The following is a 26,496-nucleotide window of genomic DNA, read 5'->3' as shown; positions in this document are numbered from 1 at the left end:
GCTTTCACCTCTCTTTTATATAGAAAACGAGACCCGCTCCGCCTGAAATTCCGGAGCTTATGGATCTCGCTATAATGTTAGAATGTGCCCTCCGTCAAAGAAATAAAGCGCACATCCCTTTACCTTTGTTTTTGCAATTTGCTCCACTGCCTTCGTGTACAGCTGAATTTGCGTTTCATATCGTTTCTTCAAGATCGGGGCCGCTCCTTCAAATCCATGCTGGAATTTGCCCTCAATCCGGTCCGACTTATAATCCAATAGATATAATCCGTCCTCAGTTTCATAGAGACAGTCAATGATACCCTGCACTAAAAGCGGCTCATCTGCCTCCTGTGCATCAGGATAGATCTCCTTGGCCGGAAGCGCTAAGCTGAATGGTATTTCCCGGTCCTTCCACTTAGCACCGATCAGCTGTCCGCCGATTTCTGTATGGAAAAATTGCACGATTTCTTCTATATCAATAGCGTCTTTTTGTTCTTCAGTGAGAAGCTCTTTTTCATAAAGCCTGTGAACCGTCTGCTCAGCTTCTTCTATCGACGGCACATGTGACAGCGGGATATGCTGCATAACCGTATGCATGGCAGTCCCTTTCTCTGCCGCTGTCAGGCCTTTTTTCATCATAAAAGCGGGACGTCTGTACAGAATGCTTCCATCAGCCGGTTTTACAGGGGCCCTGCCGCTGTATTCATCCTCGTACTCTCTTTTTCTTTTGATCTCAGAAACCGATTGCTTTGTCCGAATTTGCGTCACCTCGTGATGCGGGTATGTCCAGCTCAGCTGCTCGCGGGCTTTTTCATCAAACGCAAACGAGCCGGGAACTGGTTCACCTCGGCGGATCGCTTCTAGGCGCTCGCTTTTTTCTTCCATTCTTTCATCCAGATCATCATCAAGCAAATCATAGGAATGGATCATTTGAACGGCAAAACGAGCCGGGTGACCTGAGATGTCAGCGTGTGCTGGCACACCAGCCAAATCCCCCAAGTCTCTGTGCCTGGCAAGAGCCGGCCCGATGAAATCTAGATACGTTTTCGCCTGATAGCGGTCAAATTCTGGCAGAAGCCAATCAGTTTGGGACGCGGATGCCTGCCATTTTGCAAGCTGTTTCTGATGATCCTTACATGAGCCAATCAGAAACAGCTTTTCCTTCGCTCTCGTTAATGCAACATAGAGAACACGCAATTCCTCTGACAGCAGCTCCCTGCGCATTTTTTTCTTCATCGCAATGAGCGGAAGTGTCGGATAGCTGATGCGTAATTGCGGATGAATATACTTCGTGCCAAATCCGAGCTCCTTATCCAGCAGGTACGATTTATTTAAATCCATCATGTTGAAATTCCGGCCAAGACCTGCTGCAAACACGACTGGAAATTCGAGCCCTTTGCTGCTGTGGATCGTCATTAAGCGGACAACATCCTCCTGCTCGCTGAGTGCTCTCGCCGTACCAAGATCATCGCCCCGCTCCTGCATGCGTTCGATAAACCGCAGGAAGCGGAACAAGCCGCGAAATGCCGTTGATTCATATTGACGCGCCCTGTCATAAAGAACGCGCAAATTGGCCTGGCGCTGTTTTCCGCCCGGCATGCCGCCGACATAATCCATATATTTGGTGTCGCGGTACACTTCCCAAATCAGCTCAGATACTGAGTGATTTTTCGAAAACGCGCGCCACTTTTGCAGATGTCCGTAAAACGTATTTAACTTTTGATAAAGCTCATCGTTCCGGTCACCAGCAGCCAGGTAGTCTTTCATCGCCTCATAGTACGGCGCTTTTTTATTTTCAAGCCGGATCAAAGACAGCTCGTTTTCATCTGCTCCGACAATCGGTGAGCGCAGCACAGAGGCAAGCGGTATATCCTGATACGGATTATCGATTACCTTCAGCACAGAAAGCGCGACGGCGACTTCGACCGCTTCGAAATAGCCTGACGTTAAATTGGCGTAAACCGGTATGCCCTGTGCTCTCAGCTCCTCCATGATTTGCGGAGCCCACGGCATCGAACGGAGCAAAATCACGATATCTCGGTATTGAATATTGCGATGTGTTTTCTTTTTTCCGTCATACACCTTAAACGGCGATGAAATCAGCTTACGAATTTCCTTAGCGATGGCTTTTGCCTCAAACTGCACCGTTTCAAGCTCTTCTGCTTCCTCGCTTGCATCCGTATCTTCTGCATTGTCGATCAGCAGCAGCTCTGTTTCCGTCTCGTCATTGTCCGGATACGCTGCACCAAGCTTCAGCTCAGCCTGCTCGTCATAATCGACCTCACCGATTTTGCCGCCCATCAGCTGTTTAAATAAAAAGTTTGTGCTGTCTAAAATATCAGCCCGGCTTCGGAAATTTTTATTTAAATCGATTTTCCGCCCCGTGCCTTCTCCGCTCTCTGTAAACCGTTTGTATTTAGAGAGGAAAAGAAGCGGCTCCGCAAGCCTGAATCGATAAATCGACTGTTTGACATCTCCTACCATAAACAGGTTACCAGTCTCCTCCGGCCCGCTTGTGACGAGCTGCAGAATCGATTCCTGCACGAGGTTGGTATCCTGATATTCGTCAACGAGCACCTCATGAAACTGTTCCTGATAAAACCTTGCAGCCTCGCTCGGCTCACATTCACCTTTGTCATTCTCAGCTGTCAAAATCGCTAAACAGTAATGCTCCAAATCAGAAAAATCGATGATTGATTTCTCCTGTTTCGCAGCTTCGAATCGTTTTCCATAGCTGATGACAAGCTGTACGAGCGTTTCAATGACAGGCTTCATCTCGGCTAGGCTTTTCAAGTGCTGTTCAGGACTTCGCGTGAAGTAGTCGGTTTTGAGCTTTTCAAGCAGTTTTTTTGCGCCGTTTCTCAAATCTGTCGCCTCATCAAGGAGCGCTGGATCGAACTCATCCCCTTTTACTGCTTTGGCACGCTTAAAAGAGACGACGGGCACCCGCTTATATAGTTCACTGAAATCGTCCTGATGCTGAATCAGTTCATCAATCTGCGCAAGATCATCAAGAAAATTGTCAGCACGCGGCGCCGGGCCGCCCGGCGCTTTCGTCAGCTCGAGCGCGCGCAAGAGCTTTTCCTTCGCCCCGTTAAGCACCATTGCAATATCTTCTTTGACATATTGATAAAACGGAAGCTCCTCGATGGCGCTCTTTTCTGATACATCATACAAATGAACAAAGCTTTCCAGCCACGCCTCCGGGTTGGGATGTGATCGGGAATACTCGTACACCTGTTTAACGAGAAATTGCAGATCCAGATCATGCCGGTCTGTCGTATAGCGGTCAACAAGCTCAAAAAACGCCTTTTCGCCCTTTGCATATTCGTCTTCAAACAGCTCGTCAAGCACTTCATCCCCGAGCAGCTCGCCTTCCGTCTGATCAGCTATCCGAAAGCCCGGATCAAGATCGATCAAGTAGTAATATTTCTTCAGCACTTGCAGGCAAAAGGAATGGAGCGTCGAAATGCTGGCCCGGTTTAAAAGAGACAGCTGGCGTCTAATATGCAGCGAGCCGGGGCGCTGTACAAGCTCTTTTTCCAAGGCTTCCGCGATTCGGTGCTTCATCTCTGCCGCTGAGGCGTTTGTAAATGTCACAACGAGAAGACGGTCTACATCTATTGGGTTTTCCTCCGCGGTGATTTTCCGAATCATTCGTTCAACGAGCACAGCGGTTTTACCAGAGCCCGCAGCCGCTGCCACAAGAATATCCTGGCCGGTTGAAACAATGGCATTCCATTGGTCATCTGTCCATGTGCTGTCTGCCGGTTTAGGAATGTTCATTGCCATCCGCCTCCTTTTTTATCCACTCAAGTATTGTCTTGTCCTTTTCAGCCTTTAATGGGCGATACTCGTTTTCTTCCAGTGATTCATCAAATTGGCATACTGATTTGAACGCACAGTATGTGCACGGCGTCTTGTTCTTCATTTTGTACGGCTCAATGGATACGCGCCCGTCGGTGATTTGTTCGCCCGCTTCCTGGAAGGTGCGGCGCACATGCTTTGTCAAAAGATCAAATTCCTTTTCACCGACTGCTGCCGAGTCTGATCTAAGAGATCCGTCTTTTTTCAAGCCGGCGTTTATGATATTTGAACGTCCCTCTTGAAGGGTTGTATCCATGAGGCGAACCACTTCCTGATCACCGAGGAGCAAGCCCTTCATTTTAAATTTCTTAAAAATCTCCTGTTCAATCTCGTCAAGCCCAAGCGGGAGATTAGATTGAATCATCGGGTCATGAATATGGAAATACAGCACTCCGGCAGGCGTCGCCCTCATCCCGAGCCAGTCAGCTGAATGTGTGATCGATAAATCAAGGTACGTCAGCATTTGCAGTGCCAATCCGTAATATACTTCCGCTAAGTCAAGGCCTTTGTCGCTTGATTTATAATCGACAATCCTGAGGAGCAGGCCTTTTGAGCTTTCAGCCTTATCAACACGGTCAATTCGCCCGACGAGTTCCATCGTACAGCCGTTTTTCAGTTGAAAGGTCAGCGGCGGAAGCGGCCCTTTTCCTCCAAAGCCCAGTTCAAGCCCGATCGGTACGAATCCGCTCGCTTTCGCATGCTCGCTTAAAATGCCGGACACACGTGTCACAATTTTTTGCAGTTTTTCCTTCACATAATAATGCCGGTTTGAGCTGAGCAGAATTTCCTTTTGCAGTTTCGGTGCCAGCCGCTCTACCGCATCATAGGAAAACAGCTCGCACTGCTCCTTCGTTAAATCGCGCCAATCCAGCTTTTGCTCACGCAGCCTGTCAGAAATCAGCTTTAAGCTGGAATGAAACAGCTGGCCGATATCCGGTGCTTCAAGCTTGAAGAATTGCCGTTCCTTCAAATGCAGCCCGTGTGACGCAAAATGGGAAAACGGGCATGCGTTAAAGGTTTCCATTCTCGATACACTGCCCTGAATGCGTTCACCATAGAGCTGTCTCGACACGCTGCGTTCAAGCTGCTTCACTTCATTCCGGAAAAACAGGCTTGAGAACAGCTTTTTCGATTGCAGCCTGTCCGGCTCACTCATCAGCACGTTGTACGTGCTCCACCAGACGTCGCTGATGTCGTATTCCCGAGTCCATAACCTGAGCTGGCTCGCGGTAAAGGACTGTGCCACGCTTTTATTCACAACATACATCAGCTGTTCCTCATCGCTGACCTGTTCAGGTTCATTTGTTAACAGGCGCTCCTTATGATGCGGAAACAGTTCTTCCAGCCGCTTAACGATCATCGACGGCAAAAGCGTTTTTCCTTCCGCATCAGCAATCGGATACGATACGTAAAGCCGGTCAGACGGACTTGAAAACGCCATGTAGATGAGGAAATGCTCATCAAGCAAACGCTCCCGTCCGCCTGAGGATAGCTCAACCCCAATCGTTTTCAGCCATTCCCGGTCATCATCCGACAGGACCCCGTTTTCATCAGGGCGTGCCGGCAGAACGCCGTCGTTTGCCCCGAGCACAAAGGTGCAGGAGGTGCCATACATTCTGGACAAATCCATATTGCCGACAAACACCTGGTCAAGCGCAGGCGGAATTAGAGAAAATGTAAGCGACTCCGCGCCGGTTTCTATCATTTGCTGAAACAAATCAAGAGAAATCTCATCATCTCCCATCATTTCAACAAACTCCTCAAGCAGCTGAATGACTGCGTCCCACGCCTGCTGATGCTGCTGCGCTTCAATGATTCTGCCGTCTTCCTCAGCACGCTGCCTTTCCTGATCCAGCTTCAGCGGCACATCCGTCTCTTCTAAATAACGATAGAGCGCCTCCGCCTTCTCTTGAACCGTCTTCGCTTTTTTCATGCGTTTTTGAAGCTGAAAAAGCGGCGGAACAATCCAATCGCGGGTGTCATTCAACATGTTTTCCATTTCGATTTCCTGATCAGTCTGCGCAAAATCATCATCCAATGACACAAAACGCCTGTATTGGAACCGATCGCCCTTTGTCCAGCGGTCGCCTTTAATACCATAGGCGATACAGTAATTTTCGAGCTGATCGACCTGTTCTCTCACTTTGGCCTTCGGTTCATTGAGCGGGAATAGCAGTTCGGTTTTCACGCAGCGAAACACCGCTTCATAACGCCAATTCCCTTTCAGAACATCAAGGCTTGACCGGATAAATTCAATTAACGGATGGTTCAGCATGGATGCTTTTCCGTCAATGAAATAAGGAATCTCGTAATCTGCGAAAACTTCCTTCACCATATCCTTGTAGTCTTCCGGCTGGCGCGCAAGAATGGCTACATCCTTATAGCGATATCCCTTCTCTCTGACTAGGGCGTGAATTTCCCGGGCAATGCCTTCCAGCTCAGCTCGTCTGTTTGCGGCCTGCATCACAGTAAGGGCTTCTTGTTTTTCTGCGTATGGAACGGCCGGACGCGCTTCATACTGTGCCTCTAGATGCGCCAATTCCGGCGTCTTTGTATGCCGCTCAGTCCCGCTCAGCTCTTTATACGTAATGTCCAAATTCAGTTCCTTCGCCTTCTGATGCAGGCGGTAATAGGTTTTCCCCGTCATTCTGAACAATTCCAGTTCATGCGGCTCCCGCTCATATGACGGCTTGTCCGCTGTGAGCGAAAACGTGATATGCTCCGCATGAACCATAAGCTGCTCCAACACCCTGAATTCCTGCGGTGTAAACTGATAAAAGCCATCCACATAGATATGGGCGCCTTTTATATCTTCCGCAAGCGGGATATGCTCTGCCAGCAATGTCAAATAATCCTCAGAGTGAAGATATTGATCTGCGAGGCTTTTTTCCATTTGCTGATACAGAATTGATAAGTCATGGAGCTTTTCAGATAAAACACGTTCTCCACGATACTCGGAAGCCGTTCCGCTTTCCGCCATCCGGCGGATATCCTCCGGTTCCAGACAATAGCGCTTAAACTCTGTCAGCATCCGCTCAACCTGTGCGGTAAACCCGCTTTTGTCACTCGCTTTTTGATAGACTTTGAACTCCTGTTTATGCTCCTCAATGAGCTTCCGCAGGAGCATTTGTACGCCGGTGCTCGTCAGAAACGGCCTGCTCATTCCTCCCGTATGCTGGAGGACGCGCCAGGCCAATCGTGAAAAACTGAACACTTGAGCGCGTATCATCCCGCCCATATCTGGCGTTTTAGCAAGCTCGTATTCCATTAAAAACGTCATTTGATCCGGGACTAGAAAAATGATCGGCTTCCCGAATGGAGCCCGGCGCAATTCATCCTGAATGCTGTTGATGATCAGCTTCGTTTTTCCACTCCCGGACCTGCCTACTAAAAACTCTGCTCCCAAATTAGAATACCCCTCTCTTTTTATCTCTATATATTTTATCGAATGTTGACCAAAATGACCAATCTGATCTATTGGTAAAAACGGCCTTTTCACATATAAAAAGCTGATTACCTCCGCACATCTCTCCCTGCCCAACATATACTTTTACAGAAGCCCAATTCCTAAGAATGGAGTTGAATCCCCTTGCATTACAGCTACTATCCCTATCCGGTGCCATACAGGGAAGATCCTGGTTTGATTCGGAATTTGCAGAAGGCCATCAACGGAGAATTCAGTGCCATTCAATGCTACCGCAAGCTCGCCGAACTCGCCCACAGCGATGAAGTCAGAAAACAGATTGAAGAAATCAGGCGTGACGAGATTCGCCACCTCCGTGAATTTTCCACACTGTATGGTTCAATTACCGGCAAACACATCATGCCGAAACAAACGGAAGAATGCCCGGACAATTTCACAAGAGGACTGGACGCCGCTTTTAAAGATGAACAAGAAACCGTCGACTTTTACTTGCGTGCGGCCGAGGAAACGTCAAACTTAAAAGCGAAAGGCGTCTTTACGCGCGCAGCACGTGATGAACAAAATCACGCTGTCTGGTTCCTATACTATCTGATGGAACGTTAGATATACCCGTTCAGGGTATATGTACATATCCCCTTAGCTAAAAACACACTCCCCTGTTTTTTTCAAATGCAGCCGGGAAACATAAAACCATATACTGTCATACAGGGGGAATCAACCATGGAGCAATATTCTGAAGCTTGTATTGAGGCTTGCATCGATTGCATGAAGGCTTGCAATCATTGTTTCACTAAATGCTTGCAAGAAAGCGTGCAGCATCATCTCAGCGGCTGCATCCGGCTTGACAGGGAATGCGCGGATATTTGCGCGCTGGCGGTCAAAGCCATGCAAACGGACAGCCCGTTTATGAAAGAAATTTGTGCACTTTGCGCCGATATTTGTGAAGCATGCGGCACTGAATGCGGAAAGCACGATCATGATCATTGCCAAGCATGTGCGAAAGCCTGCTTCACCTGTGCTGAACAATGTCGCAGCATGGCAGCGTAAAAAAGAGGGTTCAAAAAAGAACCCTCTTTTTATTTGGACAGCCATACGGAGTACAAATCAACCCATCCCTCTTCATCAAGCACCAGGCCTTTTACATTTTTACTTGATGTCACCTGGAGCACATTTTGATACAGCGGGATCGCATTCAGCTCCTGTATCATCTGCCGGTCAATGTCACGCAGGATGTTGATTCTCGAACAACGGTCAGGCATGGAAAACATCTGCTCTGTCATTCCTGAGCATATCTGTGTCAGCTTTTCAGATAGATGCTGATACAAGAAACTGTTCTCCGACAGCAGCAAATGCAGAAAACCAAACTCGCTGTCTTGATAAAACGTCGCACTGTCATGAATGATATCCGCCATCTGCACGATTTCCGGCCGTCGCAGATCAGCAGCATCACAGAATTGAAGTGTAAGCCTGATACCGTGCTGGGCGCAAATATTTTGAATCCATTCGGCGTCCTCACGATGATCCGTTTCCGAAAAGGTATAAAGCACGATTGTTTCGCCCTCGTATCCGCTTTTCTTCAACAATTCAGATGGTGAAACGCCCTCCCACTCAAAAGAACTCGGTTGCAAAAAGGACGTAACCGGGATTCTTCGGTGCCCTCCCGCTTCACGAACGAGCCGTTCAGAGGAAATCAGCAGCCGGAGCGCTTTTCTAAAGCTTCGGTGCTGAAGAGGCCCCTTCTTTTTTAGATTAAGCGACAAATACTGAACATGCCGCTCATCAAAAACAGTTTGCTGCTCAGGGCATGTTTGTTTTTCTTGAATGGTAAAACCGTTCATCTCTCCGGCTTGCTCAGAAAAAACAAACTCAACGCGATCCAAATAGGGGCGTCCCTTGAAGTAGCGCTCATTGGCTTCAAGCACAAGCATCCCGCTGTGTTGCTGATTCACCTGAAAAGGCCCTGTTCCATTTTTCCCGCCGCCCTGTTCTGCCGGCAGTATGGACAGCCGTTCATCACAAAGAGCATACGGCAAAAGCGCATTCGGCTTATCGAGTATGAGTTCCACACAATAAGGGCCCTTTTCTAAGACTTGTTTCACTCCGTGCAGAAGCCATTTATACGGGTTGTCACCCAGTTCCAAAAAGCGCTGAAACGTAAACGCAACGTCCCGCGATGTCAGCTGCTGTCCATTATGAAATGACACACCTTTTCGAAGAAAAAATCTCCATTGTTTTTTTTCGACCTCTTCCCATCCATGAACCAAATGAGGCTTTGGCTCCTGCATATCCGAATCAAACGTGAAGAGTGTATCAAATATCTGTTTGACGAAATGGCCCTCAGACCGCAAAAATATTTGGCATGGATCCAAACTGCTGACAGATTCGGGCGTGATGAACAGCCGCAGAACATCCTTCGCCCCATTCTCGCCTGTCTCCGTCACAAATCCAAATACCTCTGAAAGCCACATGTTATATTCGTTTTGAAGCCCCGGAAACGCGGACTGATACTGCTGAAGCAGCTCCTTTGCCTTTTTAAGCTTTCCTGACATGGTATATTCCTTTGCAGTTTGAAGAAGCAGTTCCTCAGGCCTCCGAAGAAACGCGATTTTAGATTTGCGGCCGCGCCCCGCCCCGCTTTCCCGGATAATCCAATTGCTGTTCTCCAGCTTATGTAAAATGAGCTTTGCATTTCTTTCTGTACAAAATAAACAGTCGGCAATCTCAGTGAGCGTCATTTCGTTCATTTGCCCATACTCGGCGCAGCCTGTTTTTACAAGCGCCACGTAGTGCTCTATCAGCTTCAATCCCCGCACCTCCCGACAAAAGGGGAACTTTTATCTCTTCTTTTCTTCACTTTTTGGGCCGCCGCCCCTTCTATACACTACTACTATATCAAACAGCGAAAGGCGGCGATCACATGTTGACCAGTTTTCACTCTATAAAATCGAGATATACCGCTCCCGTTCGGCTCCGCTTTTTCGGCGAATTGCTGACAAGCCTGACAGGTGCAATGATGGGACCTTTTATGGTGCTGTATCTGCATGAACAATTAAACGGCAGTATCATGATGCCAATGCTGATCATCAGCCTTCAGCCATTTGCTGATATTTTCCTGACGCTCGCTGCAGGACGGGTGACGGACCGGCTTGGGCGGCGCACAGCGATTTTGACCGCATTGCTTCTTCAATCAGCGGCAATGACAGGGTTTGTATTTGCTGAGCATGCGTATGTTTTCGCTATTCTCTATGTCATGAATGGCATCGGAAGATCGTTGTACATTCCCGCTTCCCGCGCCCAAATCGCTGAAAGCACGCCGGAAAGCAGACGTTCGGAAGTGTTTGCGGTCATCAATGCGATCTATTCGACGGGTCTGACGGCAGGACCGCTAGTGGGGATGCTGCTGTACAATCATAACCCCGTGTGGATATTCGCATTAGATGCTGCAGCATTGTTTATCTACTTTCTGATCGCTGCACTGAAACTGCCTGAGACAAAGCCGCTATACCCAGCTGTTACCCCGAAAATGTCCGCGAGCTTTACAATATACAGGCCTGTCCTGCTTCTTTTGCTGCTCTCTCTCCCCATCAGCATGTTATATGCACAATCAGAAACAACATACAGGCTGTTCAGCAAAAACATGTTTTCTGATTATCTGTCCATGCTGACCATCTATTCAGCAGCAAAAGCTTTATTCAGCTGTGTTCTCCAAGTACCTCTTGTCAAAGGGACCGAAAAGCTTTCAATGAAAACGATCCTCTTCATTACTTATATTTGCTACACCCTTGCGGCTGCCGGTTTTGCATGCTCAACCTCCCTGACAATGCTTTTAGTGACGGCAGCGGTGATGACGGTTGGCGAAAGCATCGGGCTAACCCACATCCAGACCTTCATATCAAAATTGGCGCCGCCTCATTTGCTGGGCCGGTTTTATGCTGTCTATGGTCTGCATTGGGATATATCCCGCTCAATCGGACCGCTGGCAGGCGGGCTGATCCTGACATCATTTGGCGGAGAAGTGATTTTTTACGCTCTTGCCGTGTGTCTGCTGACAGCGGGTTTATCTCTGACTTACACAATAGAAAAGCTCAAACACAAGGTCATAAGAAAAGTGAATCGCTTATAGAAAATAATTCATAATTTCTTTATCAACAAAAATATACTATAGTAATAAATACATTCACTACGTGAACAATTGGAGTGTTACGTGAAAAAGGAAGAAGGGTTTTACATTGAAGAAAGACGAAAATCTCCTCAAAGATCTATGGTTTATCGCAATCAGTGCAGCCGGGGGGTTTATTCTTTCATTAACCGGAATATCAATTGGATGGATGATCGGAACACTGATTGTCGCCTGCTGCCTCGCCATGATACGGCCGGCATGGCTGATGATGGCACCAGACCAAAAAGGAATTAACCGACGATGGCTCGCCCTCGGGCAGATGATCCTCGGCATCGAATTGGGCCAAAAGCTGAATTTATCCGTTCTCTCTGTTCTCAAAGACCATTGGTTTTCAGTCGGCGTTATGCTGATATTGTCTATCCTGCTGGCCATGCTGTCAGGATATGTGCTTTGGCGTTTCAGCAAAACGGATATGATGACTAGCTTTGTCGGCACCGCTCCCGGCGGGCTTTCAGCCATGCCGAGCATCGCACAGGAAGTAGGCGCCAATACCGCTATAGTCAGCCTCGTTCAAATGATGCGTGTGCTGCTCGTGGTGCTTTCCATTCCGTTTTTAGTCATTCTGATCTATACAAAACAAGATCGTACCGCAAGTGCCGCAGCAGAGACGATTTCTTCTGCAACGACAGATTTTAGGCTCGCTCCCGTTTTGTGGACCGTCATTCTTATTCTCGCTGCCTGGGGAGCTTGCAAAGCTGCGAAATTTTTAAAATTTCCAGCTCCATGGCTGCTCGGCAGCATGCTCGGTGTAGCAATTGTACATGTTGGCGGAGCTGCGGTGACAGGGCACGACATGACGGCATGGTGGCCGTCACAAGCTAACCATGTATCACAAGTATTTCTCGGGGCAACGATCGGCTCTAAGATGTACAAAAGCATGTTTGCCGGCGTCACCCGTATTATCATCGTCGGGTTTGTCTCGTCCGTCGGTTTAATCGCAGCAATGTTTTTGAGCGCCGTGATCGTTTCCGAGCTGACAGGAATTTCGCTCATCACTTCTGTTCTGGCATTTGCGCCCGGCGGGATTGCAGAGATGGCGACGACGTCAGTTACCTTACACGCTGATTCCACCTTTGTCGTTGCGGTTCAGGTCATTCGCGTCATTCTGGTTATTGCCCTGCTGCCGCCGTTTTATCGTCTGCTTCACCATCTTCATGGTGAAAAAAAAGACAAAAAGAGCTCAATCAGCGGCAGTAGTGCCTAGTTGAAAAAAAGGTTCAAGAACTTTTAATTCGCAAACCATCGAGATGGGGAAATATAAGCGGATATTTCGTTGTTAATGGATCAGGTTTGAAGTGAGTGCTGCCAGAGGGTGAAATGAAAGAAATAATTGACGACTTACGATTGAAAAAGAGGTTAAAATGAATAACCTCTTTTTCTTATATAAAGATATAAAATGATAAAGGGAAATCTATCGTTACGTTGATTCTCTTATAATAAGCTTTGTTGGCAGTTTAATAATTCTTCTGTTTAAAGAGGCATTACCCGAAATGGACTCGATGATTTTCAACACAGCCTGTTGGCCTAATTCTATTACGGGGATATCAATTGTTGTTATGGTCGGAGTAACGACTTGGCAAATCAATTGGTTGTCAAAACCAATTACAGCTAAGTCTTCTGGAACTTTAAAGCCATTTTTCATCGCCTGTTTAATAATCCCTGCGGCGACTTGATCATTTCCTGTAAATATTGCTGAGGGTCTGTCCTTTAGATCCTTTATCTTATGAAAAACACGAAAGCCATCCTCGATATTAAACATTTCGCCGAATATCCATTCGCTTCTATGATGTAAATTGTAATCTTGTAAAGCTTTCAAGTAACCCTCTTTCCTCTGACATTGAGCTTCGCTATATGGAGTATCAAAACAAAACCCAATTTTTTTATGCCCTCTTTCAATTAAATGTACTACCCCCATGTATGCGGCTTCAAATTCATCATACCCAATTATCGTGATGTCCGCTGAGTGATGATATTCATTACATAATAAGATAGGACCATACTTTAAGAAAGGGGATATCTGATCCCATTCATTTTCTAAAGTTCCAAGAATAATGCCATCCACTTCTTTATGTTTCAATAACTCTAATAATTCTAGCTCCGTCTGTTTGTCATAAAAGGTCTGAAATACAATTACCTTGTAATTCTTAAACAGTGCTTCATGAGAGACCCCTTTTATTAATTGAGCAAAAAATGGATGGTCGATACTCGGAACCGATAAAGCTATCGTTTGTGTCTTATTTCTCCTAAAATTCCGAGCTAAATAATTGGGAGTGTAGTCAAGTTCGTTAATTGCCTTTAAGATCATATCTCTTTTTTCTTTCGACACATACGGATGATTATTCAATACTCTTGACACTGTGGTTTTAGACACATTGCATAATTTTGCTATTTCATCAATTGTAGGCATATTTTCCCTTCCTTAAAAAAGTTGTTGACATGTTACCGATTTCAGAAATTAGGATAAATTTGTAATAAATTTTTAGATTATAAAATCATTGGAGGTACTGTTCATGCAAAAACAGGTTAAGATTTCAGGTAAAAGCAAAGAAAACATGTCACTATTAAAACACTTAAAAGGTGACGTACAAGGAAAAGAACTTGTTATTGAAGACAGTATTGTAAACGAGCGGTGGAAACAAGTATTAAAGGAAAAGATAGATATTGAACATGATCTTTTCAACTATCAAAAAAATCGTGAAATCAGTAAAGTCCCTTTTTTGCCTGTAGACAGATTAATAACCAATGATGAAGTGGAAGATATCTTAAATACATTAACTGAAGTTTTGCCAACTGGAAAATTTACGAGTGGCCCCTATTTAGAGCAATTCGAAAAAGTTTTATCTACATATTTACATAAAAGGTATGTAATTGCAACCAGCAGTGGAACCGATGCTATTATGATAGGTTTATTGGCTTTAGGGTTAAACCCAGGGGATGAAGTTATCATGCCGGCTAATAGCTTTTCAGCTACTGAAAATGCTGTGTTAGCTTTGGGAGGCGTTCCTATCTATGTAGATATTAACCCACAAACATTCTGCATCGATCCTGACAAAATTGAAGAAGCAATAACTCCTTATACAAAGTTTATTCTACCTGTGCATTTATACGGAAAACATTCAGACATGCAGCATATCCGTCAAATCGCAAATCGTCATAAATTGAAAGTAATTGAAGATGCCTGCCAAGGTATTGGACTGACAGACTTAGGAAAGTATGCAGACATCACTACATTAAGTTTTAATCCCTATAAGAATTTTGGTGTATGTGGCAAGGCTGGGGCAATAGCAACTGATAATGAAGAACTCGCTAAAAAATGCATTCAATTTAGTTATCATGGTTTTGAAGTAAATGTGAAAAATAAGAAAGTCATCAATTTTGGATTTAATTCAAAAATGGACAATTTACAGGCAGCAATTGGTTTAGAGAGAATGAAGTACCTTTCATTAAACAACTTCAAAAGACTGTTCTTGGCGGATAGATACATTACCCAATTAGCAGAATTGCAGAATAAAGGCTTTATTGAATTACCAGAATTAAGTGAAGATCATGTATGGCATCTGTTTCCTATTAAGGTGAGAACAGAAGATAGAGCAGATATCATGACTAAATTAAATGAAGATTTTGGTGTTCAAACAGATGTATATTATCCAATACTGTCTCATATGCAAAAAACTCCTTTAGTACAGGACAAGTATGCAGGACTCCAATTGGTTCATACGGAAAAGGCTCATAGTCAGGTACTGCATTTGCCTTTATATCCGTCATTTACTTTAGAAGAACAAGACAGAGTAATGGAGGGACTGTTTCATGTTATTAAGCAAGAAATCGGAGTATAAAACGTTATCCACGGTTGAACATCCTCAGTATATTGTTTTTTGTGATTTTGATGAAACGTATTTTCCGCATACAATCGACGAACAAAAACAACAAGACATCTATGAACTCGAAGACTATCTAGAACAAAAAAGTAAAGATGGGGAGCTAATAATCGGATGGGTTACTGGAAGCAGTATAGAATCTATTCTCGATAAAATGGGACGAGGAAAATTTAGATATTTTCCGCATTTTATAGCTAGTGATCTTGGAACTGAAATTACGTACTTTTCTGAGCATAACTTCGGACAGCAAGATAATAAGTGGAACAGTCGCATAAATGAAGGGTTTAGTAAAGAAAAGGTTGAAAAACTTGTGAAACAGCTACATGAAAATCATAACATTCTTTTGAATCCTCAAACTCAATTAGGAAAGTCACGGTATAAGCATAACTTCTACTATCAGGAACAAGATGAAATAAACGACAAGAAAAACCTATTAGCAATTGAAAAAATCTGCGAGGAATACGGCGTTTCAGTAAATATAAATCGGTGTAATCCCTTAGCAGGCGATCCAGAAGACAGCTATGATGTAGATTTTATCCCCACAGGGACAGGAAAGAATGAAATTGTAACGTTTATGTTAGAGAAATACAACCTAAATACCGAAAGAGCTATCGCATTTGGGGATAGTGGAAATGATGTTCGTATGTTACAGACAGTAGGGAATGGATATCTGCTAAAAAATGCAACACAGGAAGCCAAAAACTTGCACAACCTTATAACTGATAGTGAGTACTCAAAAGGAATTACTAATACCTTAAAAAAATTAATTGGATCATGAGGAGGAAATAAAAATGAAGAAGATAGGAATCATAGGTGCAGGTGGTATTGCAAGAGCGCATGCAACTGCTTTATCTACAATAAAAAATGCAGAGTTAGTAGGGGTATATGACATAAATCAACAAAATGCGGAAAGCTTTGTGAAAACTTTCGGCGGGAAGTCATTTGAAAACGCAGATGAACTAATTGATGCCTCAGAAGGTTTAATTGTAGCATCACCAAACTTTTGCCATAAAGAACATGCTTTGCAAGCATTAGGAAAACATAAGCATGTATTGTGTGAAAAGCCTATGGCTATTTCTCTTGAAGAAGCAAGCATAATGAAAGATACCGCTGAAAGGTTGAGCGTAAGAGCCAGTATGGGATTTAATTATAGATATTTATCTTACGTAATTATCTTAAAAAGCTTAATTATCAATAATGAACTAGGTAACATACTGTCCATAAAAGTACACTTCAAGAAAAATAGTGCACTTAGACGTAAGAAGTTTACTTGGAGAGATGACGCTAACAGTAAGAAGACGAGTGGATCATTGGGGGATCTGGGTATTCACCTTATTGACATGGTATGGTATTTGTTCGAGAGTGATTTCATCACAGAATCAGTAAGGGCAAAGATGAACACAAATGTAAAAACAAAAGAGGATAAACAGGTACTTGTAGATGACTATGCAGAAATTTATGGCCAGCTGAAGAACAAGGTATTTGTAAATATCATCACATCAAAGTGTTCTGTACCTGAAGACTGTGGTTTTAGCATTGAGGTAGTTGGACACAAAAAAGAGTTTAAATACCACACAGGTAATCCTCACGTTTACAAGCTCATAGATGGCTTGAACGTGGTAGACTGCCCAGTACCGCAAAGCCTATTAAACGATCCGCCAAACGAGTTTTATGGATGGGCTGATTCTTTTAGAAGCGAGTTAATCAATTGGATTGCATCAACTCAGAATGATTGGGTTGAGATCCCTTCTTTTAGTGATGGTTTTAGATCTCAGGAAGTGTTAGAAATGTTCTTTGAGAAAGACAGCAACTCTCAACCCATGTCTGTTTCAGCAGTCAACTAGTATTTCAAAGAGAGAAGTTACTAAAAAAGCAGGAATTTACTTTCCTGCTTTTTCATATAGGGGTGTAATGAATGTTAAGAGGGACATATTTATTTGGATATGCTTTCTTTTTTACAGTAGGTATTATCCATATATCAACAGGGAGTTTGACGCCATTTCTATTAGAGGCTTTTAACAAGACAACAGATGATATTTCGGTCATAATCTTTTTTCAGTTTACCGGATTTCTAAGCGGAGTATTAATCGCACCTTTAATGATTAAGAAATACAGTCATTTTAGGACACTTACTTTAGCTTTGACAATAATGCTTGCAGCGTTAAGTATCTTTTTTCTAACCAAGGATTGGTATTATATTATTGTAATGGCTTTTCTCTTAGGATATGGGGCAGGCACATTAGAAACGACAGTTGGTTCGTTTGTTATTGCTAATTTCGAAAGTAATGCAGAAAAAATGAGTAAGCTGGAAGTTCTCTTTGGATTAGGCGCTTTATCTTTCCCATTATTAATTAATTCTTTCATAGATATCAATAACTGGTTTTTACCGTATTACTGTATATTCACCTTTTTATTCGTCCTATTTGTAGGGTGGTTAATTTTCTTGTCCAAGAACCGAAAGTACGCTAAGAATGCCAACCAACAAGTGACCTTTCCAGATGGAGGAGCATTTCAATACTTTATAGGAGATAGAAAAAAATCAAAGCAATTAGGCTTTTTTGTATTTTTTGCTTTCCTATATGCTGGAATCGAAACAAATTTTGCCAACTTTTTACCTTCAATCATGATAAACCAAGACAATGAACAAATTAGTCTTATAAGTGTCTCCTTTTTCTGGGTAGGGATCATCATAGGAAGAATATTGATTGGTTTCGTAAGTAGAAGGCTTGATTTTTCCAAATACCTTCTTTTTAGCTGTAGTTGTTTAATTGTTTTGTTGATTGCTTTCTCTTATATAAGTAACCCAATACTTCAATTGGGTGGTACATTTTTGATTGGCCTAAGTATAGCGGGGATATTTCCCATTGCTTTAACACTAGCATCAATCATTATTCAGAAGTACGTTGACGAAGTTACAAGTTTATTTATTGCCTCGGCAAGTTTCGGAGGAGCGATCATCTCTTTCTTAATTGGATGGAGTTTAAACCAGGATACGATCTTATTAACCATGGGAATATTTACAACTATGGCGGTCATTCTAGTAGGTATTTCTGTAAAGATTAGGAGAACTAAAACAGAAGACCCTATTTCACTTGAAAACAAAGCATCAAAAACACAGTAGAAAATGTGTAAATTAAAGATACTAATAGACATATCGTATAAGCAGGGCAAATTCCTGAACATCTTGAATTTCATTCTTCAAGAGGAAATCTGATTTACGTTACAGCCTTGAAAAAGATAGAAAAAAGCGAAAAACACGCACCGCAGTGCGTGTTTTTTATTTAAAAATGCTCGGGAGACCCCCTTCAATTTCTTCTGACGACGGATACCATTTTGTCACCAGATCCCGAAACAGCCGTTCCGCAAAAAGAATCTCTTCCTCGGTATAGCGGTCAAAAAATGACAAAAAACGCTGTTCAGCCTTCTGATGATAATATTTGTGCAAACTGTGCAGCTTTTTTCCAGCAGGCGTCAATCGGAAGTAGACCTCCTTTTTATTATCGCTGAGCTGTGTTCTGCGAAGGAAGCCTGCGCCGAGCAATTTTGTGCTGATGCGTGATACAGTCGCTTTTGTCGTATTCATTTTTTCTGCTATCGACGTGACATTAATTGGTTCATTGTCCCCGACACAAGATAGAACATGAATTTCTGTCATCGTCAATTGAGATTTACTCCCGTGCTCTACATCCAGCTTCCTCAATTCGTCAGATAAAAAGGCTTTAATAAGCCCCTCCCATTTCTCCTGCTGATGAATGAGCTCCGCATACAATTCAAAAAGATTGCGTTTTGTATGATCTGTGTTCATCGGGTTTTCCATCCTTTTTCATTCGATTGTTTCTTCTATCATACCGTTTTGTTACAGATGAAACAATCGAATTGAATTATATTCGGCTGGTGACGGAAAACCAGCGGCTGATCCCTTTTTGAATCACCTCGGCACAATCGGGCGCTGATGCATCCACCGCCCAGGCTACATGTCCATCGGGACGAACCAATATGGTATGCACATCCCGCAACTTTTCATTCGGTTCTGCAAGCGAGGCGGTTACCGTACGTAAGCCTTTCACTTCGATATGCTCATCAGCTTCCTGCCTCAATGACAGCAAAACGAATGACCCGTTTTGGAGAAAGCTGTACAGCCATTCCGAACTGCCGTCGGAAAGAATCAGCTTCATGTCAGGGAGCCGTGCCCCGTTCAAACGATTCGGCGGCATGGTACGATCAGCTTCATATCTGACATCGAGCGCAGAAATTTGCCCCGCTACATATCGATTGACATCAGGGAAGGCCAGCAGCTCCGACATCATGCTTCGCAAATGGAGGCCTGCTTGAGTGAAATCGATCAGCTTTGTCTGTGCCTCCGTGTTTCTCAGGAGCCCTTCAGCTGCCGGATGCCGCTCGTCATGGTAGCTGTCCAAAAGCCATGAAGGCGCAGAGCCTTTGATGGCCGTCGCCAGTTTCCACCCGAGGTTCATTGCATCCTGAAGGCCAACATTCAGTCCTTGCCCGCCCGCTGGAAAATGAATATGCGCGGCATCACCCGCAAGAAAGATTCTGCCGTCCCGATACCGTTTCGCTTGGCGCGCGGCGTTCCCGAACCGCGACATCCACGAAGGGTCGCTTAAACCAAAGTCAGTTCCGCAAATTCGCAGGAGGTCAGCTTTCAGCTCTTCCTCAGTCACAGGCACATCTTTCGGCGTTTGCGTGCGATAAGGGCTGATCACAACGACACGATATCGGTCTGAAGATAACGGAACAATCATAACACCGCCCTCTTTTGTGCAAAGGGACAGCACGCCTGACGCCGGCGGAGAAAGGAGCGCCACATCCCCAAGCGCAGCGGTGACAGTGCTGTCTGTTCCCGGAAACTCAATTTTCGCCTGTTTCCGGACGGTACTCCCGGCGCCATCTGCACCAACGGCAAACTTGCTTGTGATCGTCCGTACACTGCCGTCCCGATCCTTAAAAATCGTTTGGACCGCTTCCCCGTTTTGCGTAACCGCCAGCGCCTCGGCACCCCGAAACACCTCTGTTCCCAGGCTTCGTGCATGATCTTCAAGCAGTTTTTCTGTTTTTGACTGCGGGAGCAAAAGCGTGTAAGGACAGCTCGTATCCAAGCCTGAAAAATCCAGACGGGTATCCAGCATTGAAAAATGTCCGGAAGGTATCTTGCTTCCCTTGGATACAAACCGCTCTAAAATCCCTCTCATCTCAAGGAGCTCCAGCGTTCGGGGATGCAGCGTCAACGCCTTGGAATGCGGAACAGGTTTTTCAAGCCGTTCAATCACACATGTTCCCACTCCGGCCATCGCAAGCTCAGAAGCCAGCATAAATCCAACCGGTCCTCCTCCTATAATCACTGCTTCATATTTCATCATCATTCACCACTCCTTTTGTTTCATGAAAAACGAACAAAAACCAATAAAAACGGCCCTCCAATCAAAAAATATATAAATTTTGTTACGTAGGTAACAATTTTGATTATAGCTCCTTACAAATTTTTCTTCAACACATTTTTCCAAACGGCATACAAAAAGACGCCTCTTCCATTAGCGTCTTTTTATTCGGCATCAGAAATCACACCGACAATATTTTTTTCTCTTATCGGACCAAAATGCCGGCTGTCGAAGCTGTATATGCGATTATCTCCAACGACAAAATATTTTCCTTTCGGCACCTTGCTTGTTCCCGTCACATCTTTCAAAGAAAAATCACCCGTTACATGGCTGCCGGCAGAAACAGATTTCAAATGCTTCAAAAATGGCTCAGCAACCTGCTTTCCGTTCACATACAGCTGATCATCTTTATATTTGATCGTTTCACCGGGCAAGCCGATTACCCGTTTAATCAGCACTTTATGATCAGGGCCTTTAAAAAGGACAATGTCAAAACGATGGATGGTTTTAAATCGATGCGAAAATTTATTGACCAACAATTCGTTTCCTTCCTGGAAGGTCGGGTTCATACTGACGCCTTCTACCTTGTAATCAATAAAGACAGCATTTTTAACCTGAATGGCGAGAACAACGGACACTACACCGGCAAGAAACCAAAACCGTTTTTTCATGTTACTGTCTCCCTCCATCATGCTCACGCTGACTGGCTCTTACATGCAGATACCGCTCCACCTTTTTGCCGACATACCATAAGACAGTGATCACCAATACGGCGATGACCGTTCGAATCGGCTGTGTAATCAGCGCGTGCAGATCATATCCGATGAAGCTGATCATAAAAATCATGACAAGCTTCCCCGAGGCTGCCGCCAAAATAAACGGCCGCGTTCCGATCCTTGACAAACCGGCAACAACATTCACCGCGGCTGACGGTGTAAATGGAAAACAAAGCAGAAGAAACATGGGACCGAAGCCGTGTCTTTCCACCCATAACATCAGCTTTCTGACAGACGGATGACTGCGGATAAATCCAAGCAATTTTCTCTGTCCGTATTGACGGACAATCAAAAAGACGAGAATGGAACCAGCAGTTGATCCCGCCCAGGACAGGATGAATCCTTCCCACAAGCCAAACGAGTTCGTATTCGCCACCACAAACACGATCAGCGGCAAAAACGGGAGAAATGCTTCAATTAAAGGCAGCAGCACAGCAATGAGCGGACCGAAAGCCCTATAGCTTTGAAATAATTCAGTTAAATGTTCTTGTGTCAAATAGGATAAAAAATGCTCCAACATTTATACTCCTTACCGGGTTTGTCTATCCTTATTCTACACATTATCAGCAGAAAACTAAAAAGTTTTGGTGATTTTTTCTGTCTTGAAACATTTCACCAGCCGATATAGAATACAAATAGAACAAACGTTCCCTTAGAAAGAAGGAGTCAACATGCCAAATCTGCAGGAGGAAATATACGATTTAATTGAACGGGCTCTCTTTTTACCCATGGCCATTACGATTTTTAACCGTGATCTCGCCGGAATTGAAGAAAGCACATTAAAATTGAAGCATCCTTATAAACAGCTTATCGGCGAATCATTAAAAATAGCACAAAAGGATTTGATGGAGGTCAGAAAAGAACTGAGGAAAAGAAAAATTGCAATCCGCGAGACGGAACGCGATGAGGCCTTTACGCTCTATACATTTGTGATCGACGGTTATGAAGAAAAGCACCGCTATTTTAATCCGCGAATCCGTGAGCAGGTCAGCGAATTATTAACATACTATCTATTTGCCCCGGACAGACTCCGAGCCTTTTGAATCACACTGCCCGTTCCCTCTTCGGGCGATTCAGATCATTAATTTCAGACAATTCACACTATACAAACAAAATAAATTTATTTATAATTCGAACCACAGCCTTTCACCCTAAAAAGTGACATGTGCTGCCATATCTGCGACATCATTTTCAGTACGCTTGGGCTTGTACACCCCAATCCTAAATAGAAGGAGGATTCTATGAAACTGATTCACGTTCTTGCCGCTTTGCCCTTTATCGGAATCTTACTCGGCATCCCTTTTGCAAATAAGGTGACCCCCTATGTGTTCGGCATGCCGTTTATTCTTGCCTATATTGTGATGTGGGCTCTTTTGACCTCTGCGCTGATGGCGATTGTGTATGTCCTCGACAAGGAAAATAAAAAGGAGGAAGCAGAATGAATGCAGCTCTCATCATCATTTTCGGTGTCCTGCTCTTGAGTATTTTTCTCGGTATACGCGCCCAAAAAGGAAAAGACATGAACCTGGAGCAGTGGACGGTCGGAGGGCGCGGCTTCGGAACTGTTTTCGTCTTCCTTTTGATGGCAGGCGAAATTTATACTACTTTTACGTTTCTCGGCGGCAGCGGATGGGCCTACGGAAAAGGCGGTCCAGCCTTTTATATCATCGCCTACGGATGTCTGGCCTACATCCTTTCTTACTGGCTTCTTCCAGCAGTTTGGACGTACGCGAAACAGCATAAACTAATGTCGCAGTCTGATTTTTTCACAAAAAAATACAACAGTCCGCTGCTTGGCATTCTCGTTTCACTGGTCGGCATCGCCGCACTCATTCCCTATCTTGTACTGCAGCTGAAAGGCCTCGGGCTGATTGTATCGGAAACCTCGTACGGCAAAATCACCCCGACCGCTGCCATCTGGATCGGCGCTGTTTCCATCACGGTTTATGTTATGGTTTCAGGCATTCACGGGTCTGCCTGGATATCGGTTGTGAAGGACATCATGATTCTGGTTGTCGTTCTGTTTTTAGGTGTGTATTTGCCAATTCATTACTACGGCGGATTTCAAGACATGTTTCAGCAGATTGAAACGGCAAAGCCTGGCTTTCTTACGCTCCCCGAATCGGGACAAAGTGTGGCCTGGTTCAGTTCAACCGTACTCTTGACAGCGCTTGGTTTTTACATGTGGCCTCACACGTTTTCCGCTTCGTATTCAGCCGAAAACCCAAAAGTCTTTCGTAAAAACGCCATCATCATGCCTTTGTACCAGCTGGTCCTGCTCTTTGTCCTTTTCGTCGGCTTCGCGGCTATCCTGCAAGTTCCAGATCTGAAAGGCGCAGACGGGGATCTATCGCTTTTGAGACTGTCTCTGCAAGCATTTGACCCTTGGTTTGTCGGAATTATCGGTGCTGCCGGACTGCTGACAGCACTTGTGCCAGGGTCTATGATCTTAATGTCCGCCTCCACGCTGTTTGCAAAAAATGTGTACAAGGTAATTGCGCCCCGCACGACGGAACAACAGGTATCGGCTCTTGCTAAGTTTTTAGTGCCGGTGATTGCGTTGATTTCGGTGTATTTTACCTTCAAAGGCGGGAATACCATCGTTACGTTGCTTTTGATGGGCTACAGCCTTGTCACACAGCTATTCCCCGCCCTTTTGTTCAGCCTGTTCAAGCATAATATGGTGACAAAACAGGGGGCCTTCGCCGGCATTATTGCAGGTGTCGGAGCAGTTACTTATATTACAATGACGGAAACGACGATCGGCACTTTATTTCCGGCTCTGCCGCAAGCCGCAAAAGACTTGAATGTAGGCATCGTCGCCCTGCTTTTGAATATCACGGTCATGACGGCAGTCAGCCTTATGACAAGGAAGGCGAAAAGCGCTGCGGCCGATCAGGCGGCCTAAGCATAAAAAAAGCAATCTGGACACCAGATTGCTTTTTCTTATTTACCGTTCACAGGCGATAAGATCTTTATCGCGGTCTTTCTTTTTATTGGCATCGTAAAGTGCCTTAGAAACGTAAGGCTTGTACTTCGTTTTTCCGCCTTTGTTTTTCACCTTCGATGTGCGGGCCACTCCGCCTTTGTATACTTTGTTTAGCTCCTTGCAGTTCTTATAGACCTTCACCTTTGTTTTGGCTTCCGCCACATGGCCAGCTCCGTATGAAAAACCGAAAACGAGACCGAGTGACAGTAAAACCGCCGCCGCTTTTTTCATGACGATTCACTCCCCCAACACCCAATATTTAGTTGATTTATAGCTCGAATTTATCATAATTCATATAGTCTTATTTGACAAGATAAATATGGAAGAAGGCTTTGTTTTCTTGTTTTTTTTCCTTCACTATTCAAACTGCCAAAACATGTTTTTCTGCTTATGCTCAGGGGTACACATACGAATGTACACCAAAAGAAAAGGAGCGTTGCTGATGTCTGATTCAAATCTTACGAATCCTGTAAAAGCATTTTTTCATGATGAATTTCCCGAACAATATCAAGAACCGCCAGGCCTGCAAAAGAACATGAAGCCTGTCCCTGATTGCGGAGAAAAAAGCTACAAAGGATCAGGTAAACTAACGGGTCGAAAAGCGCTTGTCACGGGCGGCGATTCCGGTATCGGCCGCGCTGCCGCGATTGCTTACGCCAGAGAAGGTGCCGATGTGGCCATTAACTACTTGCCCGAGGAACAGCCAGATGCTGAAGAGGTAAAAGAGCTGATTGAAGCAGAAGGCCGAAAAGCAGTGCTGATCCCCGGAGATTTGAGCGACGAATCCTTTTGCCAAGATCTAGTCAAACAGTCGCATCACAAACTCGGCGGACTTGATGTGCTAGCGCTCGTTGCAGGCAAACAGCAAGCGGTCGAAAACATCGAAGATCTGCCTACTGAACAAATCTATAAAACATTTGAAGTGAACGTCTTTTCCCTTTACTGGGTTGTAAAAGCGGCGCTTCCGTATTTGCCGGAGGGAGCTTCAATTATCACTACGACCTCAGTTGAAGGCTATAATCCAAGCCCGATGCTGTTAGATTACGCAGCAACAAAAAACGCCATTATCGGCTTTACCGTCGGACTGGGAAAACAGCTTGCTTCCAAAGGCATCAGAGTAAATTCAGTTGCGCCCGGACCAATTTGGACACCGCTGCAAATTTCCGGCGGACAGCCGACGGAAAACATCCCGAAATTCGGACAAGGCACGCCGCCAGCTCCATTAAATCGCGCTGGGCAGCCAGCGGAATTGGCCGATGTTTATGTATTTTTAGCTTCAGAGAATTCAAGCTATGTGACCTCTCAGGTATACGGTATCACCGGCGGAATTCCGACGGCATAGCTTTATGAAAGGAGCTGCCCTGTTCGGTCAGCTCCTTCCTATTTTTCTAATACCGTTCCCCGAGCTCACGCAAAATAAAATCATAAATCATCTTCGTCCGCTCTTCTTTCGGGTACAGCATAAATTCCTGTCTTTTCGGCACGCGGTGGTCGATTCTGTCTTGGAATTTGGTTCTGAGCCACGCTGTTCGGTATACCTGGTTCTCGAACGAATTATAAGAGATCGGCAGCTCCATCGTTTTCCCATTTGAAAACGTCACTTCCGTATCGTCAAATTCAGTCGCTTTGAATTCTTTTACATGCACATGGGAAATCCAGCCGCATTGGGGTCTTGTCGAAGAAAGTGTAGGGAATAAAAAGATTTGGTTCGAAGGGTCCACCATGATCGGCGGCTTGTGTGAAATTTTTGTCACTTCATAAGTTCCTGCTTTTCTTCCCGCATAGCTTGATCCAAAAAATCGGCAGCTTCTGTCGACAATTTGCAGCGGCTTCATGTTTACATAAAACACGCAATCTTTTTCAATAATTCTGGAACAGATTTTGCCGTCTATTTCTTCTGGCAGCACGGCAATTGTTGCGCCGTTCACTTCATACGATTCTAAAGGTGCGTCTGTTTTCTGACTCATATTATGGCCTCCATCCTTTTTCTGCAAAATTTATACT

The 26,496-nt window shown here is 44.7% G+C and carries 22 protein-coding genes; 12 read left to right on the top strand and 10 right to left on the bottom strand.

The window, feature by feature from the left end:
* Window positions 1–69: 69 nt before the first annotated feature.
* Entirely contained in the window at window positions 70–3,768 is a 3,699-nt protein-coding gene (gene addA / locus NSQ12_RS05715) for a helicase-exonuclease AddAB subunit AddA (protein WP_227057358.1), read from the bottom strand.
* Window positions 3,755–7,255 carry a helicase-exonuclease AddAB subunit AddB gene (gene addB / locus NSQ12_RS05710; RefSeq protein ID WP_032721292.1) on the bottom strand — a complete coding sequence of 1,167 codons (3,501 nt, stop codon included), beginning with the start codon at window positions 7,253–7,255 and terminating at the stop codon, window positions 3,755–3,757. Before addB ends, addA begins: the two co-directional genes overlap by 14 nt.
* Window positions 7,256–7,438: 183 nt before the next feature.
* On the opposite strand from addB, the gene NSQ12_RS05705 reads away from it, so the two are divergent.
* Both NSQ12_RS05705 and NSQ12_RS05700 read left to right on the top strand, forming a co-directional pair.
* Window positions 7,439–7,876, top strand: a complete 438-nt coding sequence (locus NSQ12_RS05705) for a ferritin family protein (RefSeq protein WP_029317584.1) — start codon at window positions 7,439–7,441, stop codon at window positions 7,874–7,876.
* Window positions 7,877–7,993: 117 nt separating this feature from the next.
* On the top strand, window positions 7,994–8,320 hold the full coding sequence (locus NSQ12_RS05700; RefSeq protein WP_033880479.1) for a four-helix bundle copper-binding protein: 327 nt from the start codon (window positions 7,994–7,996) through the stop codon (window positions 8,318–8,320).
* Window positions 8,321–8,349: 29 nt separating this feature from the next.
* On the opposite strand, the gene NSQ12_RS05695 is transcribed toward NSQ12_RS05700, so the two are convergent.
* Window positions 8,350–10,077, bottom strand: coding sequence for an SgrR family transcriptional regulator (locus NSQ12_RS05695; protein WP_339176135.1), 1,728 nt, complete (start codon window positions 10,075–10,077; stop codon window positions 8,350–8,352).
* A 113-nt stretch (window positions 10,078–10,190) separates the two neighbouring features.
* On the opposite strand from NSQ12_RS05695, the gene NSQ12_RS05690 reads away from it, so the two are divergent.
* Both NSQ12_RS05690 and NSQ12_RS05685 read left to right on the top strand, forming a co-directional pair.
* The gene (locus NSQ12_RS05690; protein WP_198878838.1) at window positions 10,191–11,396 is read left to right on the top strand and encodes an MFS transporter; all 1,206 of its coding nucleotides are present in this window, start codon (window positions 10,191–10,193) and stop codon (window positions 11,394–11,396) included.
* 106 nt (window positions 11,397–11,502) lie between these two features.
* Window positions 11,503–12,657: an AbrB family transcriptional regulator gene (locus tag NSQ12_RS05685; RefSeq protein ID WP_003233112.1), complete on the top strand. Its 1,155-nt coding sequence runs from the start codon at window positions 11,503–11,505 to the stop codon at window positions 12,655–12,657.
* 213 nt (window positions 12,658–12,870) lie between these two features.
* On the opposite strand, the gene ntdR is transcribed toward NSQ12_RS05685, so the two are convergent.
* Window positions 12,871–13,860 (bottom strand): NTD biosynthesis operon transcriptional regulator NtdR, encoded by a 990-nt coding sequence (gene ntdR, locus NSQ12_RS05680; RefSeq protein WP_003245736.1) that lies wholly within the window; start codon window positions 13,858–13,860, stop codon window positions 12,871–12,873.
* A gap of 103 nt (window positions 13,861–13,963) precedes the next feature.
* Here ntdR and ntdA point away from each other — a divergent pair, with 103 nt between their 5' ends.
* The 4 genes from ntdA (at window position 13,964) to glcP (ending at window position 18,452) form a co-directional block, all read left to right on the top strand.
* The gene (ntdA, locus tag NSQ12_RS05675) at window positions 13,964–15,289 is read left to right on the top strand and encodes a 3-dehydro-glucose-6-phosphate--glutamate transaminase (RefSeq protein ID WP_198878837.1); all 1,326 of its coding nucleotides are present in this window, start codon (window positions 13,964–13,966) and stop codon (window positions 15,287–15,289) included.
* Window positions 15,261–16,109, top strand: coding sequence for a kanosamine-6-phosphate phosphatase (gene ntdB / locus NSQ12_RS05670; protein ID WP_015715633.1), 849 nt, complete (start codon window positions 15,261–15,263; stop codon window positions 16,107–16,109). Before ntdA ends, ntdB begins: the two co-directional genes overlap by 29 nt.
* A gap of 13 nt (window positions 16,110–16,122) precedes the next feature.
* The gene (gene ntdC, locus NSQ12_RS05665; RefSeq protein WP_339176133.1) at window positions 16,123–17,175 is read left to right on the top strand and encodes a glucose-6-phosphate 3-dehydrogenase NdtC; all 1,053 of its coding nucleotides are present in this window, start codon (window positions 16,123–16,125) and stop codon (window positions 17,173–17,175) included.
* Window positions 17,176–17,246: 71 nt separating this feature from the next.
* Window positions 17,247–18,452 carry a glucose/mannose transporter GlcP gene (glcP, locus tag NSQ12_RS05660; protein WP_041335551.1) on the top strand — a complete coding sequence of 402 codons (1,206 nt, stop codon included), beginning with the start codon at window positions 17,247–17,249 and terminating at the stop codon, window positions 18,450–18,452.
* Window positions 18,453–18,608: 156 nt separating this feature from the next.
* Here glcP and NSQ12_RS05655 read toward each other — a convergent pair whose 3' ends face one another.
* The 4 genes from NSQ12_RS05655 to NSQ12_RS05640 form a co-directional block, all read right to left on the bottom strand.
* Window positions 18,609–19,136 (bottom strand): MarR family transcriptional regulator, encoded by a 528-nt coding sequence (locus NSQ12_RS05655; RefSeq protein ID WP_160221478.1) that lies wholly within the window; start codon window positions 19,134–19,136, stop codon window positions 18,609–18,611.
* A gap of 76 nt (window positions 19,137–19,212) precedes the next feature.
* On the bottom strand, window positions 19,213–20,712 hold the full coding sequence (locus NSQ12_RS05650; protein ID WP_160221477.1) for a monooxygenase: 1,500 nt from the start codon (window positions 20,710–20,712) through the stop codon (window positions 19,213–19,215).
* A 179-nt stretch (window positions 20,713–20,891) separates the two neighbouring features.
* Window positions 20,892–21,398 (bottom strand): signal peptidase I, encoded by a 507-nt coding sequence (gene lepB, locus NSQ12_RS05645; protein ID WP_003233128.1) that lies wholly within the window; start codon window positions 21,396–21,398, stop codon window positions 20,892–20,894.
* 1 nt (window position 21,399) lies between these two features.
* Complete coding sequence (locus NSQ12_RS05640) at window positions 21,400–22,023, bottom strand: VTT domain-containing protein (protein WP_010886465.1); 624 nt, start codon at window positions 22,021–22,023, stop codon at window positions 21,400–21,402.
* 151 nt (window positions 22,024–22,174) lie between these two features.
* Here NSQ12_RS05640 and NSQ12_RS05635 point away from each other — a divergent pair, with 151 nt between their 5' ends.
* The 3 genes from NSQ12_RS05635 (at window position 22,175) to NSQ12_RS05625 (ending at window position 24,411) form a co-directional block, all read left to right on the top strand.
* Window positions 22,175–22,546 carry a hypothetical protein gene (locus tag NSQ12_RS05635; protein ID WP_160221476.1) on the top strand — a complete coding sequence of 124 codons (372 nt, stop codon included), beginning with the start codon at window positions 22,175–22,177 and terminating at the stop codon, window positions 22,544–22,546.
* Window positions 22,547–22,744: 198 nt separating this feature from the next.
* Window positions 22,745–22,945 (top strand): DUF3311 domain-containing protein, encoded by a 201-nt coding sequence (locus tag NSQ12_RS05630; protein ID WP_003224377.1) that lies wholly within the window; start codon window positions 22,745–22,747, stop codon window positions 22,943–22,945.
* On the top strand, window positions 22,942–24,411 hold the full coding sequence (locus NSQ12_RS05625; RefSeq protein ID WP_122895185.1) for a sodium:solute symporter: 1,470 nt from the start codon (window positions 22,942–22,944) through the stop codon (window positions 24,409–24,411). Before NSQ12_RS05630 ends, NSQ12_RS05625 begins: the two co-directional genes overlap by 4 nt.
* Window positions 24,412–24,453: 42 nt before the next feature.
* On the opposite strand, the gene NSQ12_RS05620 is transcribed toward NSQ12_RS05625, so the two are convergent.
* Window positions 24,454–24,723, bottom strand: coding sequence for an excalibur calcium-binding domain-containing protein (locus tag NSQ12_RS05620; protein WP_326144884.1), 270 nt, complete (start codon window positions 24,721–24,723; stop codon window positions 24,454–24,456).
* A gap of 211 nt (window positions 24,724–24,934) precedes the next feature.
* Here NSQ12_RS05620 and NSQ12_RS05615 point away from each other — a divergent pair, with 211 nt between their 5' ends.
* Window positions 24,935–25,834 (top strand): SDR family oxidoreductase, encoded by a 900-nt coding sequence (locus NSQ12_RS05615; RefSeq protein ID WP_326144882.1) that lies wholly within the window; start codon window positions 24,935–24,937, stop codon window positions 25,832–25,834.
* A gap of 46 nt (window positions 25,835–25,880) precedes the next feature.
* Here the strand turns inward: NSQ12_RS05615 and comK are convergent, their stop codons facing one another.
* On the bottom strand, window positions 25,881–26,459 hold the full coding sequence (gene comK / locus NSQ12_RS05610; RefSeq protein WP_029317573.1) for a competence transcription factor ComK: 579 nt from the start codon (window positions 26,457–26,459) through the stop codon (window positions 25,881–25,883).
* Window positions 26,460–26,496: the final 37 nt, after the last annotated feature.

Origin of the sequence: Bacillus sp. PS95 (assembly GCF_037963565.1) — a bacterium.
Classification (GTDB): domain Bacteria; phylum Bacillota; class Bacilli; order Bacillales; family Bacillaceae; genus Bacillus; species Bacillus subtilis.
This window is presented reverse-complemented; position numbering and strand designations above follow the sequence as displayed.

Bases quoted from the DNA above. Each gene is read 5' to 3' on its own strand.
- glcP (WP_041335551.1), top strand. From the start codon at position 17,247: ATGTTAAGAGGGACATATTTATTTGGATATGCTTTCTTTTTTACAGTA.
- NSQ12_RS05635 (WP_160221476.1), top strand. From the start codon at position 22,175: ATGCCAAATCTGCAGGAGGAAATATACGATTTAATTGAACGGGCTCTC.
- NSQ12_RS05655 (WP_160221478.1), bottom strand. From the start codon at position 19,136: ATGAACACAGATCATACAAAACGCAATCTTTTTGAATTGTATGCGGAG.
- NSQ12_RS05615 (WP_326144882.1), top strand. From the start codon at position 24,935: ATGTCTGATTCAAATCTTACGAATCCTGTAAAAGCATTTTTTCATGAT.
- NSQ12_RS05650 (WP_160221477.1), bottom strand. From the start codon at position 20,712: ATGATGATGAAATATGAAGCAGTGATTATAGGAGGAGGACCGGTTGGA.
- NSQ12_RS05640 (WP_010886465.1), bottom strand. From the start codon at position 22,023: ATGTTGGAGCATTTTTTATCCTATTTGACACAAGAACATTTAACTGAA.
- NSQ12_RS05690 (WP_198878838.1), top strand. From the start codon at position 10,191: ATGTTGACCAGTTTTCACTCTATAAAATCGAGATATACCGCTCCCGTT.
- ntdR (WP_003245736.1), bottom strand. From the start codon at position 13,860: ATGCCTACAATTGATGAAATAGCAAAATTATGCAATGTGTCTAAAACC.
- NSQ12_RS05700 (WP_033880479.1), top strand. From the start codon at position 7,994: ATGGAGCAATATTCTGAAGCTTGTATTGAGGCTTGCATCGATTGCATG.
- ntdB (WP_015715633.1), top strand. From the start codon at position 15,261: ATGTTATTAAGCAAGAAATCGGAGTATAAAACGTTATCCACGGTTGAA.
- NSQ12_RS05630 (WP_003224377.1), top strand. From the start codon at position 22,745: ATGAAACTGATTCACGTTCTTGCCGCTTTGCCCTTTATCGGAATCTTA.
- ntdC (WP_339176133.1), top strand. From the start codon at position 16,123: ATGAAGAAGATAGGAATCATAGGTGCAGGTGGTATTGCAAGAGCGCAT.
- NSQ12_RS05625 (WP_122895185.1), top strand. From the start codon at position 22,942: ATGAATGCAGCTCTCATCATCATTTTCGGTGTCCTGCTCTTGAGTATT.
- comK (WP_029317573.1), bottom strand. From the start codon at position 26,459: ATGAGTCAGAAAACAGACGCACCTTTAGAATCGTATGAAGTGAACGGC.
- lepB (WP_003233128.1), bottom strand. From the start codon at position 21,398: ATGAAAAAACGGTTTTGGTTTCTTGCCGGTGTAGTGTCCGTTGTTCTC.
- addA (WP_227057358.1), bottom strand. From the start codon at position 3,768: ATGAACATTCCTAAACCGGCAGACAGCACATGGACAGATGACCAATGG.
- NSQ12_RS05620 (WP_326144884.1), bottom strand. From the start codon at position 24,723: ATGAAAAAAGCGGCGGCGGTTTTACTGTCACTCGGTCTCGTTTTCGGT.
- ntdA (WP_198878837.1), top strand. From the start codon at position 13,964: ATGCAAAAACAGGTTAAGATTTCAGGTAAAAGCAAAGAAAACATGTCA.